The sequence below is a fragment of the Piscirickettsia salmonis LF-89 = ATCC VR-1361 genome, assembly GCF_000297215.2.
Lineage (GTDB): Bacteria > Pseudomonadota > Gammaproteobacteria > Piscirickettsiales > Piscirickettsiaceae > Piscirickettsia > Piscirickettsia salmonis.
Genome location: NZ_AMFF02000026.1, coordinates 1 through 20441 on the forward strand (window position 1 = coordinate 1; position 20441 = coordinate 20441).

Annotated in this window: 16 protein-coding genes, 1 tRNA gene, 1 other RNA gene and 2 pseudogenes; 9 read left to right on the forward strand and 11 right to left on the reverse strand. The window is 39.9% G+C overall.

Annotated features, from left to right (window positions below; translation table 11 throughout):
- Positions 1-30: 30 nt before the first annotated feature.
- The 3 genes and pseudogenes from C200_RS14765 to C200_RS03775 form a co-directional block, all read left to right on the forward strand.
- A pseudogene (locus C200_RS14765) lies at positions 31-303 on the forward strand (IS30 family transposase); the annotation flags it as partial.
- 43 nt (positions 304-346) lie between these two features.
- Positions 347-433: pseudogene (locus tag C200_RS16490) on the forward strand (LysR family transcriptional regulator); the annotation flags it as partial.
- Positions 434-502: 69 nt separating this feature from the next.
- The gene (locus C200_RS03775) at positions 503-1141 is read left to right on the forward strand and encodes a LysR family transcriptional regulator substrate-binding protein (RefSeq protein ID WP_257129624.1); all 639 of its coding nucleotides are present in this window, start codon (positions 503-505) and stop codon (positions 1139-1141) included.
- Positions 1142-1185: 44 nt separating this feature from the next.
- Here C200_RS03775 and C200_RS03780 read toward each other — a convergent pair whose 3' ends face one another.
- Positions 1186-1629, reverse strand: coding sequence for a DNA-binding transcriptional response regulator (locus tag C200_RS03780; RefSeq protein ID WP_016209823.1), 444 nt, complete (start codon positions 1627-1629; stop codon positions 1186-1188).
- A 424-nt stretch (positions 1630-2053) separates the two neighbouring features.
- Here C200_RS03780 and C200_RS03785 point away from each other — a divergent pair, with 424 nt between their 5' ends.
- From C200_RS03785 to C200_RS03795, 3 genes are all read left to right on the forward strand, one after another.
- Positions 2054-2542: a hypothetical protein gene (locus tag C200_RS03785; RefSeq protein ID WP_016209809.1), complete on the forward strand. Its 489-nt coding sequence runs from the start codon at positions 2054-2056 to the stop codon at positions 2540-2542.
- A gap of 106 nt (positions 2543-2648) precedes the next feature.
- Complete coding sequence (locus C200_RS03790) at positions 2649-3617, forward strand: DNA-binding protein (protein ID WP_016209817.1); 969 nt, start codon at positions 2649-2651, stop codon at positions 3615-3617.
- 701 nt (positions 3618-4318) lie between these two features.
- Entirely contained in the window at positions 4319-7618 is a 3300-nt protein-coding gene (locus C200_RS03795) for a coiled-coil domain-containing protein (protein ID WP_016209820.1), read from the forward strand.
- Between the two features lie 58 nt (positions 7619-7676).
- Here the strand turns inward: C200_RS03795 and C200_RS03800 are convergent, their stop codons facing one another.
- The 10 genes from C200_RS03800 to C200_RS03840 form a co-directional block, all read right to left on the reverse strand.
- Positions 7677-8714 (reverse strand): pentapeptide repeat-containing protein, encoded by a 1038-nt coding sequence (locus C200_RS03800; RefSeq protein WP_016209803.1) that lies wholly within the window; start codon positions 8712-8714, stop codon positions 7677-7679.
- 204 nt (positions 8715-8918) lie between these two features.
- Positions 8919-10832: a molecular chaperone HtpG gene (gene htpG, locus C200_RS03805; RefSeq protein WP_016209810.1), complete on the reverse strand. Its 1914-nt coding sequence runs from the start codon at positions 10830-10832 to the stop codon at positions 8919-8921.
- A 61-nt stretch (positions 10833-10893) separates the two neighbouring features.
- A complete protein-coding gene (locus C200_RS03810) occupies positions 10894-11532 on the reverse strand; it encodes an O-methyltransferase (RefSeq protein WP_032126325.1) in 639 nt (212 codons plus the stop codon).
- Positions 11533-11676: 144 nt separating this feature from the next.
- Positions 11677-12801 (reverse strand): NAD(P)-dependent oxidoreductase, encoded by a 1125-nt coding sequence (locus tag C200_RS03815; RefSeq protein ID WP_016209802.1) that lies wholly within the window; start codon positions 12799-12801, stop codon positions 11677-11679.
- A complete protein-coding gene (recR, locus tag C200_RS03820; protein WP_016209800.1) occupies positions 12798-13394 on the reverse strand; it encodes a recombination mediator RecR in 597 nt (198 codons plus the stop codon). The genes C200_RS03815 and recR overlap by 4 nt, the downstream gene beginning before the upstream one ends.
- A 30-nt stretch (positions 13395-13424) precedes the next feature.
- Positions 13425-13757 carry a YbaB/EbfC family nucleoid-associated protein gene (locus C200_RS03825; RefSeq protein WP_016209821.1) on the reverse strand — a complete coding sequence of 111 codons (333 nt, stop codon included), beginning with the start codon at positions 13755-13757 and terminating at the stop codon, positions 13425-13427.
- Between the two features lie 89 nt (positions 13758-13846).
- A complete protein-coding gene (gene dnaX / locus C200_RS03830) occupies positions 13847-15670 on the reverse strand; it encodes a DNA polymerase III subunit gamma/tau (protein ID WP_016209812.1) in 1824 nt (607 codons plus the stop codon).
- 114 nt (positions 15671-15784) lie between these two features.
- An RNA gene (ffs, locus tag C200_RS14770) (signal recognition particle sRNA small type) lies at positions 15785-15881 on the reverse strand.
- A 15-nt stretch (positions 15882-15896) separates the two neighbouring features.
- Positions 15897-15987 (reverse strand) — tRNA-Ser (locus tag C200_RS03835).
- Positions 15988-16122: 135 nt separating this feature from the next.
- Complete coding sequence (locus C200_RS03840; RefSeq protein ID WP_016209814.1) at positions 16123-17835, reverse strand: methyl-accepting chemotaxis protein; 1713 nt, start codon at positions 17833-17835, stop codon at positions 16123-16125.
- 317 nt (positions 17836-18152) lie between these two features.
- Between C200_RS03840 and C200_RS03845 the strand changes: the two genes are divergently transcribed.
- The 3 genes from C200_RS03845 to xthA all read left to right on the forward strand — a co-directional run bounded on the left by C200_RS03845 (position 18153) and on the right by xthA (position 20405).
- Positions 18153-18692 (forward strand): DUF2975 domain-containing protein, encoded by a 540-nt coding sequence (locus C200_RS03845; RefSeq protein ID WP_016209815.1) that lies wholly within the window; start codon positions 18153-18155, stop codon positions 18690-18692.
- A 385-nt stretch (positions 18693-19077) separates the two neighbouring features.
- Positions 19078-19494, forward strand: coding sequence for a hypothetical protein (locus C200_RS03850; protein ID WP_016209799.1), 417 nt, complete (start codon positions 19078-19080; stop codon positions 19492-19494).
- Positions 19495-19589: 95 nt separating this feature from the next.
- Positions 19590-20405, forward strand: a complete 816-nt coding sequence (gene xthA, locus C200_RS03855) for an exodeoxyribonuclease III (RefSeq protein WP_016209818.1) — start codon at positions 19590-19592, stop codon at positions 20403-20405.
- The last annotated feature ends 36 nt before the right edge of the window (positions 20406-20441 follow it).

Consider the following 20441-nt stretch of genomic DNA (forward strand, 5'->3'; position numbering starts at 1 on the left):
AAATACCTACCGAGGTAGCGACGCTTACGTGACAATGGAACAGAGTTTGCGGGTCATGAGGCCATTTCAAAGATCACTGAAGCAGACTTTTACTTTGCTAGACCTTATCGTTCTTGTGATAGAGGTCTAAATGAGCACACAAATGGTTTGATAAGGCGTTTTCTACCTAAAGGGACAGATTTTAATGAAATTAGTGACAAAGAAATAGCAAAAATAGAGCATACATTGAACACCAGAAGAAGAGCGAGTTTGAATTATTGCTCACCTAATCATGTTTTTTTAGAGTATTTGATGGCGGCTTAGTATAGAGTAGTGTTGCACTTCAGATGACGGAGGGCGAACCCAACCGGCGGTAACTAAACGCATTGCCAATTTGGAAAGCCAATTGAAAACTAAGCTGTTTGAACGCATTGGCCATCGCGTTGTATTAACAGAAGCAGGACAAGCCTTTCTCCCACATACACGCACCATCTATACTGAGTGGCAAAACGCCACCCATAAAATTGCTAATTTTAGCCAAACTGTCTGCGGCACCTTAACAATCGGCTGCAATAATCATATAGCCACCCATCGACTGCCTAACCTCATTAAAATTTATAAAAATAAATTTCCAGACGTTGATTATAATTTTATTTTTCGCACATCAAGTGAGATTATTGATCTTGTTATAAATCATGAGATTGAAATTGGCTTTATCTCACTACCCAGGGAAACACCATCTGATATCATTATAAAAAAAATTTGGCAAAATGATATGCGTGTTGTGTTAAGTGCCACTCATCCATTTTTCAAGCAAAAAGGTAAGTCTATAGCTAAGCTAGCTAAAATTCCTCTCATTACCCCTGAAAAAGTTAATATCTATTACGATATACTCAATGATATTCGTCATGATTACCAAATAGCATCAAAAGTAATATCAAATATTAATATGCTAGAGACAATAAAAAAAATGGTTGAAGCTGAAATTGGTTGGAGCATCTTCCCCAAGCACTTAATTGATCAGAATTTGCGTGAAGTATCATTTATAAAAAAACGTTTTTATGCTGATCTTGCCTGCATCTATCACAAAAAACGTGAACTTTCCAAGCCAGCAAAAAAAATGCTCCATTGTATTAATCAAATAATACAAAAATCACCATAACATCATAAAAAATAAATAACATTATTAATTAATAATTATTAATATCAAGCAATATTTTTATGCTGATCAATTAAATTAAGCTCTGCTGGAATTTGTTTTTTTTCTACCAAATAATTTTCAAGATGATAAATAATTTCTTGATAGCGTGATGTAATTTCAGGCTTGATTAAATAACAGTCAGCACCTTCACGATAGGCACTTTCAACACTTAATTCAGCAATCGACTCTCCCATTACTAAAATATAAGGACAGTCTTCTTTTAAATCATCTTTTATTTTTTTGAGTAAGCAATGCGGATTAATTTTGCGTTGGCTCATATCCAATACAAGCAAATCAACCTCAATAACACCATTACTGAGAAGCTGGAATACCTCTTCGGCATTATCTTCAATCAAAAGCTTGCAATCTATTGTTTTTGATTGGTTAAATACCTCTTGAAATACTTTTGCATCATCCTTATCACTTTCAATAAATATGATTGTTTTCATATAGCGACCCTTTCATCACTCCATTCTCCCTTATTAAAATTCCCTTATTAAAAACTTAATAAATCACAATATAAAATAAATATATTACTTAATCAATATACAGAGCAACTCATAAACTATTGGACCCAGATAAAAATAGATAAGTTCCTGTCTACAAGCCAACATCTAAAGCATAATGAATAACTAATTTTATCCTCAATAAAATCAATTCATTAAATAATAAAAAAAACAAATTTAAATAAATAATTTAAAACACTTTACAAAAGTATAATCAACTTCTATTTTTTAATTAAATCTTCATTGAAATTTTTTATTAAAAGTTCCCTCCAACTTCCCTCGATGCAAATCGAGGTTTTTTTTATTTAAAAAAATCATGGCATAAATTTTGCTAATTAATCTCTATACTATGGAGAGCCTAAATCCTATGACCACAGCAAATGAAACCACACAAGACTTTGAGCATTTAAGCTTTCATGGAGCAAAAATAGATCAACTCATACTTAAAAAGGGCAAGATCTCGTTAAAACTAAAAAAAGTCTATATGCATGAAGATCATATTAATAATCAAACGAACAGAAAACTTTGTCTAAATGACTGCACATTAAGCTTTACTAACACAACCAAGTCAGATGCCCATGTTAACATTTACGTTCCAGAGCAAACACTAAAAACATATTCTAGTATCCTCTTAAAGCCCGAGTTTGATATTCCGATCAAAGACCTTGTTAGCATTATCAAATGTGAATATCTAAAAAAACACACGCGCTTTTTAATTATGGGCTATTATTGGGTCAATGAATACAACGTCACCGGCTGGGTTAAATGGGAGATTATTGCTGCTGAGTTTTCCTTCAATTGGGCCTCTGCCCACCCGGTAGGCCATGCCATTCCTTATCAAACTGAAATCGCCTAAATATAACTAGATTAATGCATAAATATTGCCCTAAGGCTTGCCTGTCCTCAGACCCCATGATCTAATACCCTCAATATAAAATTATAACTACAGGTAACTTTAGATTATGGCGCGAAATGGAATCAGCTTTCATGATGTTTGTGAGGCTGTTGACAGTATTGTACAACACGGTGAAACGCCAACCATTGCACGAATTCGCGAAACGCTTGGCCGTGGTAGCCTGACGACAATTAGCCGCCATTTTAATGACTATAAATCCCAAAACCCTCTAGAAAGCACAGACGCCTCTAGCAATAGCTATTCAGATCCAGTCAGTCGGGCCGTGGAAAGTGTTTGGCAAAAGATGCGTCAAGAAGCTGACGATGAGATCTTACAAATTAAATCAAACGCTCAAGCAGAAATCAGCAATTTACAACAGCTGCTGAATAACAAAGAACTTGAGTTAGATACATGGCAACAAAATCATCAACAACTGATGACACAGCATGAATTGCTCACTACAGCTCATCAAGAACTTACTGCACATCACCAAACACTAATCACAGAGCAACAACTAAAAACTGAACAATTAACAGCACTAGAGCAATTGCACCACTCCAGCCATGCACAACAACAGCAATATATTAATGAGCTAAGTTCACAACTCGCTGAAGAAAAAGAAATATTTAAAAAAACAATCGAACACATACAAGAAAACTATCAGCTCCACTGTGAGCAATTAGAAACTCACTATCAGCAAAAAATCAGCGAATTAAAAACCAATTTATCATCCTATCAAGCAAGTGTTCAAGAACTTACCAGCGACCTTCAGCATCTTCAACAGCAATTAAACCAAACAAAAACAATCAATAACCTATCTGAATATGTATTTAACCAGTTAAATAATCAAACAGAACATTTAACTCGGTTAATAAAAGATCATCAACATCAACAACACGCTGACTTTATCGCCTTACAAAACCAACAAGCAACGGTTAATAAAGAACTAACCCACCTAGCTTTAGAACAGCAACAACAGATCAAGCTAAAAAAATTCATCATTAAAAGAACACATAAAAAACTAAAAAGACGATAAAAAAAGATGGCAGCATCAAGATAACCCGCCTCACAAACATTAAAACAAACTGAGCAACATCTTAATTATTTTATCTACAGGCAAGAAACAACGCTCATACGTCAAAAACTCATGATAGATTTATGAAATAAAATATCACTTTTTATTTACATAAACTCAAATTAATACAATAAAAGCTTATAAAAAATAAATATACTATAGATTGTAAAAATTTTATCACAATTTATCTATATGAATTAGGCCAACTAAAAAATAGCCACAAGTAAATTGTTAAGAGTCTTAACCATATATTTTCATTCAGCTTCAACGCTTTTGCGCTCTAGCGCGTTATGAGACTTAACATAATAAATAACTATTTATATTATTTTCATTATATTCATTATCAAAGCCCTTTCGTTAGACTAGCGAAATAAGGAGTATTAAGAAGGAATAATTCAAGGAGTATACCAATGGAAAAATCACGATTTGATTCAGATACAACAGGATTTAGTTAAGGCGATTAAGCGATAAACCAACGCTTATATTACCCTTACTAACTATTTTATTAGAGCAGCTAAAAGCTAATAATTTAAGGAATCCCTACATGGAGAAATTATCATTTTAACTAAGAATACCAATATTAATTAAATATTATCGATTATTTTTATTATTTAATCACTTTATTAGGTTAACTAAAAAAGAACTGTTCAAGGAATTCACTGATGGGAAAAGAATTATTTAGCGTAAGCACAGATAAAGTAGCTGAAGGTGCTCTTGCAACAAGTGCTGCCGTCGCCACTGCCATGTATGTCAAAAGTCAAATAGATAAAAAAAAGCGCAAAGAAGCCACTCAACTTTTAGAGATCTTTGACAGAACACTCGGCACCGTTGACTTTCCCAGGCCCTTTAATCTCGATAATGAGGATGGTGAAGTAAGAATCCCTAAAGAGTTGCAACAATATACTTTAGAACAAATTGCCCATGGCAACCCTTATGAAAGAGTACTCAGCAAAGTCGGCTCCCACCTATCGAGCTATAATAACAACAGAAAAAAGACGGGTGATCCAATCCATAGTGTACTTTGCTATTTACACTATATCATGCTCTCTCCATCTGGTTTAATAGGGCTAACAGGCAGGAACAAAAAAGACTTTGAAAAGCTGGAAATGTTTGCAAGCTTCCTTAAACAGTTCGCTCAGATGCCTGGTGCCAAGAGCAGAGTAAGCTTCATCGCTCGTATCTTAGAGATCATGCCAACTCAACAACAAGACGGCAGCCAACAAGCTTTAGACCAGAAAGAGCAAGATCAGGATAAAGGCTTTCGAAAAAGTATAAATGCCTATACTGCACTTCAAGGTATCGCAGATTCTGTTAATGCAGAAGTAGATTTTTCACGCTTAGAAAGACTCTCTAGAAGATTCGCCGATAGCACATTGCGTCTCGCAACCATGGGGGCTAGCTCTCCATCAATTCACGCCCCTCTAACCACTGCCTTGTTAGATGACATAGCCGTAGGTACCGTTGTCCCTGCAGTAGAAAAAAAAGGGATTTTCAGCATCGATGAGTCAGCTACTGTATTGCCAACAGACGATCCATTTGGTCTTATCAAAGTAATTCAACAAGTTGCAGCCTCATTAGAGGATTTTAATTATCAATCAGATACTCTATTTCAACTGACACCTGATCAGCTAAAAGAACTGATAACAACATCACCCTTTAAGAGTTCTGAATTTAATGTAAAGAACTACTCTAAAACAGGCACTGGAAAAACTCAAACAACAGACCTCTCAGAAGCAGAAAAACTTGGGGTCGCTCGCGGCTATGTTGCCATGCTCCAACTCGCACAGATTTCAGCAGATATCGCAAGACTAGCCCACTACATGAATGTGCACATACGTACAGAGTCGGCCTCTAGTGCTGCCCCATTTGCATTTAGTACATCTGACACCACCACTGCCGTGCGAAAAAGATGCTATGAAACGATGGCCCTCCTTAAAAAGAAAGCGGATGAAATATATCAACAAGATGCACAGCCATTAATAAGTCACCTTGATAGTGCTGGGCAAGTAGATGGGTTAATGAGGCCACAAGCAACTTATAGTTTAGCTGAGAAGCTCCATAAATTTAAAGAGGCTCTGAACGACGCCTATAAAGATGTTAAAAAATACGAAGACCCTGATCACTTTAACGTCGCACGTGATCAATCATCTGCAAGTATTCATAAATTAGAACAAGAAGTGGCCGCCGTTGCGCAAAAATATGGCATTGGTGAAGAGCAACTAACTAAACAGCCGTTTGTCCCACGTACAGATTATAAAGACATAAACGCTGCATTAGCAGCACATGTTCAAAACCTATTAAAGCACTTTTCCCGCAAAGAATTTGCCCCACTTGCACAAAGTATTTTCGGCAATTTGGTTTCCTATAAAGACAAGCAATTTACGTTTGATATCCAATATGATGCTGACTTAATAAAGCTTGAAGCGCTTGCAGAAAAATTTATTCAACAGCTAGAAAGTGGGCATGTCAAGCCAAAAAAAACTAGAGCAACGCACCCTGGTGCTATGCTAGGCTCTGTCTCCGGCCCTGATCTAGCTTTTGGCTATATACCTCAAACAAGTGAAGATCCCAAAGACCGAGCTCAAAGGATTAGAGATCACTTTAGAGAACATACAAAAGGATTTAGAGAATCTACTCAACGCTATGCTGAACAGGCAAAACAACGTGAAGACGGCAAAATTGCGAGGGCAGACACGCTAGAGGAGATGGCACGATTAAGAACACTGGCTCTCACACAACACGTTGCCGCTACTGCAGCTAAAAACGGCTTTCGTGAGATAGGAAAAGAGTTAGATGAAGCAAATTCTACAATTGATCAATTAAAGAAAAGTGGTGAAACAATGAAAGTTGACCTCACCACCGCTCAAGACAAGCTCGCTACCTCTGAAACACTTCTAGGGCAAGCACAAGATGCTATGCAAAAAAAAGATGTTCAAATAAGGCACAGCTTTGAGTACCTTGAAGGTTTAGTCATTGAACACTCTAAGCAACTAGAGGAAAATAACCAAATCTTGATGGAAGACCTACGTGCAATGGCAAACAGTGTCCCAGATAAAGAGGAGTTTAAACGAATCCGTAATAGACAGACGGCCCGCCATCAACAGCAAGTCGATTTCTTGGAAAAATTGCTCGTAGAGTTTCGTGCTGCGGCAAAAATCTGTCTTAAGGATTCAGAGCAAGTCACACAGCTGATCGGCAATGCTAAAGAGCAACTGGTTTGTGCGAGAGCAGTGCTATCAAGTGCTGAAAGAGAGCTAGAAAAACTGCGTAAAGTATTTGAGTCTCTCTCAGCTCAATATGAAGCTCTCAAGGCTGATAGTGAAGCCAAAGCTGAAGCTCAAGCAGATAGAATTACAGAGTTAGAAGACAAGCTCGCTTCAGAAACTCAACCTAAATCAGAAGAACTCCAACGAAAAGAAGTGAATACTGCACTTAGCCCGAGTGATAATACGAGGAGAACGGGTAATCTATTCGAAATTGTAGTCAAAGCTCTAGAAAAATCTGAGAAAAACCTTGCAGGCACCAATAAAGGAAAAATCCTAGAACTACTGCGGGATGATTTACAAACACTTAAAGAAGATTTCATGTCTGATAGTGATTTCAAAATGATGCTAAAGCAAGTTCTTGGCGTCGCCTGCCAACATCGAGGCTCTGATGGAGGCTTTGCTAAGAATGCAACAACGACAGGTAACTTTGTTATCAATCTAATAGAGGCAGACTCTCTTATTAGGGCGGTCATTGATCCGAGTAATACAACAAAGAAACTTGACTTTGAAAGAGATATTTTAAGAGGCTTTCTAGGAGTCAATGATAAGAAATTAAGACAAGATAGGACAACTGAAGCCAATCTACATAACGAAACCAAAGGTAATATTTTTCATGCTGCATTTATCACTGATGCAGGAAGCGTAAGCCGACCTCCTGTCGAAGCCCTTCCTGTCGTTGCAGCGGCTGCTGGCTAATCCAGCAATCTTCCAACTCTAACTACCCAACAAAGGCAGCTTAAGCTGCCTTTTTAAATCAAAAATCCAACGTAACAGCTGGAGGCAGTGAGGCTTGTTGTTGTGCCTTCTCATGTACTGCTTTTTCAAATAAAAAGAAACTGCCAACCACTTGTTTTAAGTCACGTGGTAATAAATCAGGAAGCTGTAGTGCCTGTCGAGCCTCCTCATTCATGCACATGATAATCTCTCTACGTCGAGCCAGCGGCAATTTTTCAAAGCTTTTTGCATCAATGGTAACTCCCCGCATATTCACAGCTTCAAAATCTTCATCTGCCCCGCGAAACCTTGCGCGTATTAACTTTGCGTCTTTAAACGAAACACCCCCATCACCCACAAGAAAGCCATTCCACCTTGAGTCGGTACAATCAGAACCATCAAAAATTACACGGCTAATATCGCTGAATCGAAAGTCGCCTCTGATTAAGTTTGATTGCGAGCAATTTACATTAATCATACGAATTGACCGGGCACGAACATCAAAAAAAGTGGCTTCCTTTAAACATGACTCAGCAATCACCATATTCCGTAACTCAGCACTCTCAAACACCGCATGATCAAAAGTTGACTCCATAATCACACCATCTTCAAACTCTGCTCGGGAAAAATTTGCCCCGCGCGCCGTTGTCCTTGCGGCAAAATGCACTCCGGGCATAACGACTTTCTTGAATTGACTATGATCTAGATTACACTCCCTAAATTCAATCCGAGTTCCCAACTCACCAAGCTCGGCTTCATTAAAGCTGGCATAGCTAAAATCAACACCAATAAATACAGCCCCAGATAAACACACTTCAGCTAAATTTGCATGGGGCATATCGACTGTATTAAAGCAAACATTCCTTAAGTTTGACTTTATAAATCTGACGCCACCTATAAAGCGCGAATTATAAATGTGCACACCAGACAAATCGAGAGCACTTAAGTCTTCTCCAACAACCTCGATATTTTTTAGCTCAGGGCGTCGACTTTCAAGTACAGCAATCTTGCGTTCAGCTGCAAGTTCTGCCTCAATATCAACCCTTGTCTTCCTCGTTAAAGCGCCAATCACTGGCATAATAAACTCCCTCACTGTTCACGGTTATTCCTTTATCGTGCAAAAATAGGGTAATTTACCGTTGAATAGGCGTCACTAGATATTTTCGAAAAACTTTACTATCAAAGCTTCAGTTTTTTTAAATTCATTCCAGTATATTTACAACACAAAAAAAGCAGCCGAAGCTGCTTTTTTATATTAAAAATAAGTAGTTACCGTCTATATTTAGACCAACAAGCCATTCATACGTTTAACGAAACTCGCAGGGTCCTCTAGCTGGCCACCTTCAGCTAAAATCGCTTGATCTAGCAATACGTTAGACCAATCTGCAAATGCACTATCCTCTCCTGCAGCAGCTTGTAATTTTGCAAATAATGCATGCTCAGGATTGAGCTCTAAAATTGGCTTGGCCATGGGCATCGCTTGACCTGCCGCACTCATAATCCGTTGCATGTGCGCACTCATATCATTCTCATCAGCAACAATACAAGCAGGAGAGGCCGTTAAGCGTAAACTCACACGGACATCTTTCACTTTATCACCCAAGGCTTCTTTCACCTTCTTGATTAAATCCGCATTATCACCTTCGAGCTGTTCTTGTTTTTCTTTCGTTGCTTCATCATCGCCTAAATCAAGCGTACCTTTACTTGCAGACTGTAACTTTTTACCTTCAAATTCATTTAAATAGCTAACCCACCATTCATCGACTGAGTCTGATAGTAATAAAACTTCAATCTCTTTACTAGCAAAAGCTTCTAGCTGCGGGCTATTTTTCGCTGCGGCATAGCTTTCTGCGGTAATATAATAAATTTTATCCTGGCCTTCTTTCATGCGCGCGATATAATCTTCAAAAGAAACCGTCTGTGTTTCTGTCCCTGTATGAGTTGAAGCAAAACGGAATAACTTCGCAATCCGCTCACGATTAGCAAAATCTTCAGCAGGACCTTCTTTTAATACACGACCAAATTGAGCCCAAAAATCAGTGTATTTTTGTTTATCATCATCTTTGGCAATTTTTTCTATTAAGCCTAATACCCGCTTAACAGCAGCGGTACGAATCGTATCGATGATTTTATTACTTTGTAAAATTTCACGCGAAACGTTCAGTGGTAAATCATTCGAATCAATCACACCACGAACAAAACGTAAATAGTTCGGCAGTAAGTGCTCAGCATCATCCATAATAAAGATACGGCGTACATACAACTTAATACCTTCACGTTTTTCACGGTTAAATAAGTCAAACGGTGCTTTTTTAGGAATATATAATAGACTAGTGTATTCAGTTTTTCCTTCAACTTTGTTGTGCGACCAGATTAAAGGCTCTTCAAAATCATGGGAAATTTGTTTATAAGTCTCAGCATATTGCTCATCTGTAATCTCTGATTTAGCCCGTGTCCATAATGCCGTTGCACTATTGGCTTGTTCTTCTTTGCGTACAGTTTCAGCAGGCTTTGGCTCTTCACCTTCTTGTGCTTCTTCTTGTTGCTCTTCATGCGTAATCAAGAAAATTGGCGTAGAAATATGATCAGAATAGGTCTGAATGATATTTTTCAAGCGATATTCTTCTAAGAACTCACTATCATCTTCTTTAAGATGCAAGGTGATCTCGGTACCACGGTTCTCTAAATGAGTATCTTCAATGCTATACTCCCCCTCACCTGCAGAAACCCAAATAGTTCCACTATCAGCAGCAGCACCGGCACGGCGTGTTTTCACCACCACACGATCAGCCACCATAAACGCTGAATAAAAACCAACACCAAATTGACCAATCAGGTGAGCATCTTTGGCTTGATCACCGCTTAAAGACTCTAAGAATTGCTTGGTGCCTGACTTTGCAATCGTCCCTAGATTTTCCATCACCTCATCTTGGCTCATGCCTATGCCGTTGTCACGAATGGTTAAGGTACGCGCTTCTGTATTTGGCTCAATCCACACCTTTAATTCAGCATCGTTTTCATAAAGGCTTTCATTCGATACTGCTTCAAAACGTAATTTATCAATTGCATCTGCAGCATTAGAAACTAATTCTCTTAGGAAAATTTCCTTATTAGAGTACAACGAGTGAATCATCAACTTTAATAATTGTTTTACTTCAGTTTGGAAACCATGTGTCTTTGCTTCAGCCACAGCCATCTCTCATCCTCTACTTTTCTAAATTTAATTTAAGTTCAGTTCAGTTCAGTTCAGTTAAATACTATTTTTTACGAACCAAGTGCATGCCATCTCTGATGGTCAGCAAGACATTTTCAACACGTTCATCCGCGGTGAGATGAGCATTGAGTTCATGAACACCGATCGCATGCTTACTTCTTGGCACGAGGACCTCGCCATACCATAAGGCATTATCAATCACGAGTAATCCACCACGTACTAGCTTAGATAGGGTCGCTTCGTAATATTTCAAGTAGTTCGCTTTATCTGCATCCAAAAAAACAAGGTCAAAGTGATTCTCTGGCAAGGTCATAATGGTTTCAAAGGCAGGGGCTATACGTAAGTCAATTTTATAGCCATGTGGGCTTTGTTCAAAATAATAGCGCGAAAAACTTTTACACATTGGGTTCACATCACAGCTAATCACGTGACCGTCTTCAGGCAAGGCTTCTGCAATCGTTAATGCTGAATAACCGGTATAGGTCCCCAGCTCTAATACATACTTAGCCCCCATCAACTGAATTAACATCCGTAATAATTTAGCGGGTACCCGTCCAGTCATCATCTGCGGGCCACTCATGTTTTCCCAGGTGTCTGCCACTAGCTCTCGCAACAACGGTGACTCAGGCTGTGTTATCTCGTGACAATACTGCTCAATATCAGCATTGACTATATCCGGCATATTTTTCATACCATTTTTATACCACTCAAATTAAAATCATCCTATGTCCTCATCATCTGAATCCTAATAATCACCAAAAATATCATTAAATTAATTACAATTAAAAATAAAATAAAATGAAATAAAGATGACAGGATAAAAAACCTACAATAAGCTAAAACCCAGTTTTGATAACATACTCATCTCATTTTTTTTCAAGCAGCTAGTCTTAATATCACGAGCGAAAGGCGCTCTTAATGCATAGCTTTTACGCAATGATTCAATCATTACCGACCCTGAATCTATATTATCTGCACTACCAGCAAGTGCCCTGATTTTCATCTGGTCCACACGTGGATCATATGCCATTAAAACAGCCTCTTGCCACGTTTTTGCAGTACGAGCATCCAATAACTCAGCAGTAGGCAAGGCCACCGGCTGGTAATTAATTGCAAGCTTTGTTGCCAACCAATGTGCTGCCATACAACTGGCATTATATTTGTCCCGGATCCCATACCCAGCAATATGCGGTGTCATCAACTTGATTTGCTTTAAATTTAAATCACAGAGGCGAATACTTGGCTCAGAATCCCACACATCAAGAATATAATCATGCTCAGGATGTTTTCTAATCGCCGATAATGATAACGACTCACCTCGCCCTGCATTTAAAATAATCGTTTTATCAGCTAAATCTGCTAATAACGGGTCAATCAGTCCTATAGTCGCATCGCGGCCTTGGCGAACCAAGGGCAAATGACAACTGAGCATATGACAGTGATAAAGCGCATCTAAATCTGCGCTGTTAAAACTCGCATCCAAAAGCTGGCGTGGCGGGTCATAGCAAATGACCGTTATCCCTATTTTAGTTAATAGTTCAGCGACTTTTGAGCCAACATGACCCACACCGATAACACCAATTTTTACCCACTCAGTCGCCAGTTTACCTTGCAGCTGTAATAGGGCAATCACCGCAATCACATATTCAGCCACCGCACGTGCATTGCAGCCCCTCGCCGCATACCAGTCAATATTGAGCCTAGCTAAATCTGCAAGATTAAAATGATCAAACCCTGCAGAGGCCGTTGCCACATAGCGCACCGAGGACTTTTCCAAGAGCTGGCGATTAACTTGCGTCACGGTTCTAAGTAATAGGCCATCAACCGCAGTCAAATCCGCTGATGCTATTTCTCGCCCTGGACACTGCACTACGCTCAGCTGCTGCGGCTTATTTTGACCAAAAATTTGATCTAAATAAGGAATCGCATCATCTGCTAAAATAACCGTCATGAATAATTAAATTCGCGGCGCAATTCAAACGCATGTGATAATGTACCACTATTGACAAACTCCAGCTCACCACCAAAAGGCACCCCATGAGCGATCCGCGTGACTTTACAAGCCCCCTTGAGCTGATCCGCAATAAAGTGGGCTGTTGCTTCACCTTCTACCGTTGAACTGGTAGCTAATACCACCTCATTGATCACGCCTTCTTGCACACGCTGTTCTAACGCCATCAAGCCAATTTCATCAGGACCCAAACCATCTAACGGCGATAAACGCCCTAATAAAACAAAATAACAGCCCTGATACATACCCGTTTGCTCAATCGCGCGCTGATCCATTGGCGATTCGACAATGCACAATAACCCCTGATCACGCCGTGAATCATTGCATACCGAGCAAACCGACTCCATGCACAAGGTACGACACTTTTGACAGTGCTGCACCTCATTCACAGCTTCTAATAAAGCCTTACCTAAATGCTCCGCCTGCTGGCGACCACGCTCCAAAAGATGATAGGCCATGCGTTGCGCACCTTTGGTACCAACGCCTGGCAAGCATTTAAATGCTTGAACCAGCTGCTGTATTTTATCTGCCATAACTTATAGATAGTACGCTTTAATTTTATATTAAAATGGTAATTTAAAACCTGCAGGTAAATTCATACCCTCAGCCATGCCGCCCATTCTATCCTTGCTTTCTGTCTCAATTTTACGCACGGCGTCATTGACAGCCGCAGCGATTAAGTCCTCTAAGAACTCTTTATCTTCTTGCATTAAGCTCTCATCTAAGTTAACACGCTTAACATCATGGCGACCTGTCATCGTCACTTTCACCATGCCTGCTCCAGCTTCACCGATCACTTCCATTTGAGCAATTTCTTCTTGCGCTTTTTGCATTTTCTCTTGCATTTCTTGCGCTTGCTTCATCAGGTTACCTAAACCACCTTTACCACCAAACATACGTTATTCCTCATTCATTATTTATTTAACGATTTAACACCTAACTATACTATAAACATTTATAACGTACTTAACGTTATTTAAGCGACTTAAGGCTTGATCCATTGAATACTGGACTCATCAACCCGTGCGCCAAACTCTGTCTGCAACGCTTGTACCTTGGCATCTTGCACAAACGCATCAACCGCACCCGCATGCTCTGCCTTGGCAATGCGAACCCCCTGCGCCGCAGGCGTTTCTTGTGAGGAGCGTTTTAATTCAATCAGTAATTGTACCTGACCTAAGCGCTGGTGCAATGCCTGAAGTAAGCTTTGCTCAGTTCTAGCGGTTTTTAAGCCCGCATGCTGAGGATCAAGATACAAAATTAATGTGTTGCCATCAAAAGAATGTAAACAGCAATGAGCCGCTAATTGCTTAACTACGCCGACCAATCGCAACTGACGCATAAGCTCATGCCAATTTAGCTGAGCCGACGCTTGCTGCCCTTGGCTGTCATGTTGGCTGCCAGCATCAAAACTCACCTCCGGAGATTTAGCCTGCTGCACATTCTTTTGCTCACCATGAGGCTGCTCACCAACAAAAGAGCGCTCTGCTCGCTCAATATGCGAATTAGTTTTATCATTTTGATATGACGCTTGAGCCGATGACAATAGTCTAGGGGCTCCTCCGCCCCCCGTACGGCTAAGCTCTTGTCGTGCCACTGCCATCGCCGCTTGTCGTGCACCCTGTTGAGCTCCAGCAGCAGATGCAGAAGAGGATATTGGAGACGATAAGGCAGAGCCAGAAGGTGACAATGAAGCTGCGGGTGTAGGTTTAGATCTAGATGTAGCAGCCTCATCGATCTGCGTAAACGCCAACATTCTTAGAATTAACATTTCAAAAGCTACTCTCTGATCAGGCGCCACAATCAAATCTTGATAACCGGTCAGTGCAATTTGATAGTAAAGCTGCACCTGCTCTGCATTCATCATCTGAGCGAGTGCATTTAAGTGTTGTTCGTGTTGCGCTAATGCACTTGGCGCCACTTGCGCTAATGCTAATCGGTGCAAAATGGCAATCAGTTCTTCTAAGCTCGCAGAATAATCAGCCACACTGTGTGCAAATTGCTCAGTCAATTCTATCACTTTCAATGCATTTTGCTCAGCAATCCCCTCAAGCAGCTTTAATACCAAATCGCGATCAACAGCACCAAGCATCGTCACCACATCTTCATGCTTAACCACACCTTGCCCATAGCTAATTGCTTGATCCAATAAACTTAAGGCATCACGCATGCTGCCTTTTGCCCCTTGGGCAAGTACTGCCAGCGCTGTTTTTTCAAAGCTAACTTTCTCTTCTACTAATAAAAAAGCGAGATATTGCTCAATATCACCTTGCGCCATCGGCCTTAAATGAAAACGTAAACAACGTGATAGCACCGTTGCTGGCAGCTTTTGTGGGTCGGTTGTCGCCAGTAAAAATTTTACGTGCCGAGGTGGCTCTTCTAACGTTTTTAATAAAGCGTTAAAGCTATGTGTTGATAGCATATGCACTTCATCGATCAGATAAACCTTATAACGGCCTTCGGTCGGTGCATATTGAACATTGTCTAGAATTTCACGCGTGTCTTCGACCTTCGTTCGTGATGCCGCATCCACTTCAATCAAATCGACAAAGCGCCCTTGATCAATCGCTATACAAGCGCTGCAAACACCACAAGGTGTTGAACTAACCCCTTTTAAACAATTTAAAGATTTAGCTAAAACACGTGATAAGGTGGTCTTACCAACACCACGCGTCCCTGTGAACAGATAAGCATGATGCAGCCGACCTGCATCTAAAGCATGTTGCAATGACTTTAGGACATGCTGCTGCCCAACCATCTGCATAAAGTTTTTCGGCCGCCACTTGCGTGCGAGCACCTGATAGCTCATAAAACACTCTAAATTTAAATTTAAATTTAAATAATCTAATTTGATGGCGCTATTATAAGCACGTTAGCTATTATTTTCCAGGATAATCAAGGCAAGAACAAGAAAGGGTGGCAGCTTTCTCAGCCGACTCCCGGCACACACATCAATCACTACCGCTGCTCCCTTCCGGGCCTGACGGGGTTCACAATCTAGTGTTGCGAGAGAACCAAAAAAGCCACCATTGACTTGGCGGAGAGAGAGGGATTCGAACCCTCGATACGCTATTAACGTATACACACTTTCCAGGCGTGCTCTTTCAACCACTCAGACACCTCTCCAAACAGGCCAATCTTACAGAAGCCATATTCAAAAGGCAAGCAATTCTTCAATAAAACAAGGTAATGCAGGATAGTGACCAGTGAGTTCAAATTAGCAATATAGCAAATAAGCAGCATCAAAAGCAGTTTATTTCACTACACTTTAAACTGCTTCATCAGCGTCAGTAAACGCTTAGTGAGGCCATCAAGCTCTACACTGGTTCTGGTAATATGCTGTGCGCCCGTTTCTGTTGTTTGGGTCAAATAATTAATATTACGAATATTAGCATCAATCTCTTGCGTCGCTGTGTTTTGCTGATAGACAGAAGTCGCGATAGATTGCGTTTGATCGTTCATCATATCAATTGCATCCAAAATCACAAATAACGACTCCCTCGCATCTGTTGCATATTCAGCACTGACTCGTGCATGACCAACACCACGCTTCATAACATCAGTTGCCTTTTGTGCACTTGACTGCAGTGCATGAATCATCTCCCCGACCTCTTGCGCTGAGTTTTGAGTACGCTGGGCAAGTACCCTAACCTCACTGGCAACCACCGCAAAACCACGCCCTTTCTCACCGGCTCGCGCCGCTTCAATCGCAGCATTTAAAGCCAGCATGTTCGTCTCTTCAGCAATCTCTTGAATAACATCTAAAATACTCTCAATATTTTGGCTTTGCTTCCATTGCGAATCTATAGCCGCTGATGCATCTTCTACCTCATAAGAAAGTTCTTCGATTGCCCCGATACTACTTAACATCACTTCGCTGGTATGTTCGGCAACATTCTGAGCATCTTCTGCCACTTGAGCGGCGAATTCACATTTTTCTGTTGACGCATGCATTGTACTGACAATCTCGTGAACTGACATTGCCACATGCTGTGTTTCAGTGCTTTGGCGAGCAGAAATACTATTTACCTCATCACTAAATTTTCTGAGCCCTGTGGCTGCACTCGCTAAATTATCCACTTCACCACGAATCACTAACACCATTTTCCGAAGTTTACCAATAAAGCCATTCACGTGCTGAGCAACCTCACCAATTTCATCCTCGCTTTTAATCACCAGCAAAGCCGTTAAATCACCATGTCCCTCAGCAATGTCTTTGAGCTTATCCCCAAGCTCTCTGATTGGAGAGACAATAAACTGATACAACAACACCGCAGTGACAATCAACACTAAGCCAATAATCAAGATATTTTGAAACAGCATATGTAGAAACAGAGTATATAGCCCCTCCTGCATCGATTTAAGCGTAAAAACGATATCCACAGTGCCAATGCGCTCACCATCGACTAAAATAGGTCGCTCTTTCACCTCAACGCCATACTGCTGTTGATGCTCTTGTAACTGCCTAGTTAAATAAGGCCTGGCCTCTTCAGGCAAGCTTAACAAGCCTTGCTCAGCAATTATTTCCCAGCCACCATTCTCACCTGATTGCTTTTTAAAGTAGCGTGACTGACTCTCTTTTGCTATGCCTAACTGCCGCAGTTTTTCTTCTGTTAAGTCAATAAAACTCTTCGAAAGGCTCCAGCGTGATGCCAGAACATCATCCTTATTAATTCCAAATACTGAAATTTTTAAAATCATTTTTTCTTTTAAAAAAGAATTAACAACCGCTTGAATTTGATCTTCATCAACATTATAAACAGGTTCACGCAATACCAGGGTTAACAGCTCAACGAAAACATCAACACGCTGTTCAATCCCCATGATTAAATTATTTTTCTGACGTTGGTATTCAACATAAGTCAAACCCAGCATACAGATAAACATCACCACAAACAAAACAACCACAAAGCGAGCTAAGACGCTTTTTCTTAACAGGTTACGATGATATAAAAGAAACTTATAACGCAACATAAGCATACTTTATTAATGTTTTTATCAGGGCTTTTATTAGCATCTTTAATTAAAAGAACTATTTATCCATAAACTAAAGTATAGCCAGCTTTCCTAAAACACAACGAGATAGCCCTATTTTCTCGAATAAATACAAGCATACTTTATACATAAACATTAAATTATAAAAATTGGTGCAGGTGATCCCATTATAAACTGGCACAAAACAACCAAACACCTAGCTAACACTCTCAAAAAATTAAATCTGCTTGCATTTTAAATTTGAAAATTACATAAACTTCATTAAAATGAGGTCTTATAGAAAAGAGAGAGTTTAAATGGATAGCACCACTTTATATAAGATAAGACGTGTCAGCTTTGTTATTCAGTGTCTATGCTGGCTAATTATTATTGCTTTACCTATCCCTTATATTATTTACTGGCTCTACAACGGCGCCTGGGCAGAGCAACCGGCCAGTGCGTTATCCGTATCTACGATTATTGAGCTAGGCTACCCCTTGCGCTCATTAATTTTTGCAACGTCCTTTTTACCTGCAACTACTTATATATTCGCGTGCTATCAATTAATTCGTATTTTTAGAAACTATGCGGTCGGTCAAATTTTTGTCCTCGATAACGTCCGCCATTATCGCCACTTAGGTCTTACAGCATTAATATGGGCGATATTAACACCGCTATCAAAATCTTTACTCAGTATATTAACAACCTACATGAACCCTCCAGGCTATCGCTTTTTTAATCTACAGTTTAACGACGGCACCATCATCGCGCTGTTTATTGGTTTAATTCTTATTGTCATCTCCTGGGTTATGCGTGAGGCTTGTCAACTGAAACAACAACAAGAGCTAACCATCTAAAACTTAACGGCCACCAACAGCGCACAATGTTATACCTCATGTCTGTTAGAGACTTGTTACATTGATATAGTCCAAATATTTTATTTATCAATATATTTATCAATAAGTTAAAAACTGAAATAGATTAAGGCAGCCAAACTCTTAGCTCAGCCAATTACTGCCAAACAATAATAAACACATAAGATTCGAACATTAGTTATTGTAAAACGATAAGTCTTGTTGTATATTAACTATACAGCATATCACACTGTGATTACACACTCTCTCTAATGCGGTGACTATGTTGGATACACATTAAGTGCTTAAAGCGACGCAAGTCGCTTTTTTTTCGGTCTAAAAACCAATAAAACCCACATAAAAAAACAGTTTAGGCAAATTTAGGTATATGAAACAAAAAAGGCAGCTACGTTTATTAACTCTCATCACGTGTATCATCGCTTGGCTACCCGTTATTATCTGTGGTGCAGAGTACTTTTTCCTTACAGAGCATGCCTTAGCTAAAAAGTCGACGATTGCAGTTTCTTTATTTATCACTGCGCCCAACGCGCTATTTTCAACATTTTTGTGTCTTGTGTTTTATCTGATTGCAGCTCCTAACAAGCAATCAACACTGATGCATTACCTGATACTTTGGGTGCCGACCGCTGTGACCACCGTCTCTTGGTTAAGTCACACCCTCTCAACCAATCCAAGCGCAACACTCACTCAAACTCTCACGCTCTATTTAGCCATCACCGCCAGCTTGCTCTCCATCGCTTTGCGACTTATCCGCTACATGAACCATGACAAAAAACAACACTAGTTGCAATTTTAATCACAAACCTTATCCTTACAACTTACTCAGCCAGCAATAAAATATATTGCATCAATCTCTATAGAACCAAGGGACCTTACAGCATGAAAGTCGTATCCTTTAATACCAATGGTATCCGTGCCCGTCTTCACCAACTCGAAGCGCTGATTCATACTCACCAGCCTGATATTATTGGCATTCAAGAAACCAAAGTCATCGATGAAAATTTTCCTATTCAAGCGATTGAAAAACTCGGCTATCATGCCTATTTTTACGGACAAAAATCACATTACGGTGTCGCCTTATTATCAAAACACCCCTTAAATCACATCACCAAAGGCCTGCCACAAGAGTCAGAAGAGGCTCAGCGGCGCATGATTGCAGGGCAAATCTCTCTTCCTAATAATAAAACCCTCACCATTTTAAACGGTTATTTTCCTCAAGGTGAATCCTGCCATCACGATACCAAATTTCCATATAAAAGACAGTTTTATAAAAATTTAACCGATCATCTACACCAAGATTTTTCCCCGCATGATCTACTGGTTGTCATGGGTGACTTTAATATCTGCCCAAACGATATCGATATCGGCATTGGCGAACAAAACGCCAAACGCTGGCTTAAAACAGGTGCCTGTAGCTTTTTACCGGAAGAGCGAGAATGGTATCAAACAATTCAGGCTTGGGGCTTAGATGATAGTTACCGCAAACATTATCATGACAGCACTGAGTTTTATAGCTGGTTTGATTATCGCAGTCGCGGCTTTGAACGTGAACCACGCCGTGGCTTGCGCATTGATCATATTCTCGCTACTTCACCCGCTTTAGAATATTGTGTTGATGCAGGTATCGATTATGCAATACGCAGCATGGAAAAACCATCAGATCACTGTCCCATCTGGGCTGAATTTAACTTTTAACCACCTACATATTTAAATTATAAAATCTAAATTTCT

Bases quoted from the DNA above. Each gene is read 5' to 3' on its own strand.
- recR (WP_016209800.1), bottom strand. From the start codon at position 13,394: ATGGCAGATAAAATACAGCAGCTGGTTCAAGCATTTAAATGCTTGCCA.
- C200_RS03845 (WP_016209815.1), top strand. From the start codon at position 18,153: ATGGATAGCACCACTTTATATAAGATAAGACGTGTCAGCTTTGTTATT.
- C200_RS03840 (WP_016209814.1), bottom strand. From the start codon at position 17,835: ATGTTGCGTTATAAGTTTCTTTTATATCATCGTAACCTGTTAAGAAAA.
- C200_RS03795 (WP_016209820.1), top strand. From the start codon at position 4,319: ATGGGAAAAGAATTATTTAGCGTAAGCACAGATAAAGTAGCTGAAGGT.
- C200_RS03825 (WP_016209821.1), bottom strand. From the start codon at position 13,757: ATGTTTGGTGGTAAAGGTGGTTTAGGTAACCTGATGAAGCAAGCGCAA.
- C200_RS03810 (WP_032126325.1), bottom strand. From the start codon at position 11,532: ATGCCGGATATAGTCAATGCTGATATTGAGCAGTATTGTCACGAGATA.
- C200_RS03815 (WP_016209802.1), bottom strand. From the start codon at position 12,801: ATGACGGTTATTTTAGCAGATGATGCGATTCCTTATTTAGATCAAATT.
- htpG (WP_016209810.1), bottom strand. From the start codon at position 10,832: ATGGCTGTGGCTGAAGCAAAGACACATGGTTTCCAAACTGAAGTAAAA.
- C200_RS03800 (WP_016209803.1), bottom strand. From the start codon at position 8,714: ATGCCAGTGATTGGCGCTTTAACGAGGAAGACAAGGGTTGATATTGAG.
- C200_RS03785 (WP_016209809.1), top strand. From the start codon at position 2,054: ATGACCACAGCAAATGAAACCACACAAGACTTTGAGCATTTAAGCTTT.
- C200_RS03790 (WP_016209817.1), top strand. From the start codon at position 2,649: ATGGCGCGAAATGGAATCAGCTTTCATGATGTTTGTGAGGCTGTTGAC.
- xthA (WP_016209818.1), top strand. From the start codon at position 19,590: ATGAAAGTCGTATCCTTTAATACCAATGGTATCCGTGCCCGTCTTCAC.
- C200_RS03850 (WP_016209799.1), top strand. From the start codon at position 19,078: ATGAAACAAAAAAGGCAGCTACGTTTATTAACTCTCATCACGTGTATC.
- dnaX (WP_016209812.1), bottom strand. From the start codon at position 15,670: ATGAGCTATCAGGTGCTCGCACGCAAGTGGCGGCCGAAAAACTTTATG.
- C200_RS03780 (WP_016209823.1), bottom strand. From the start codon at position 1,629: ATGAAAACAATCATATTTATTGAAAGTGATAAGGATGATGCAAAAGTA.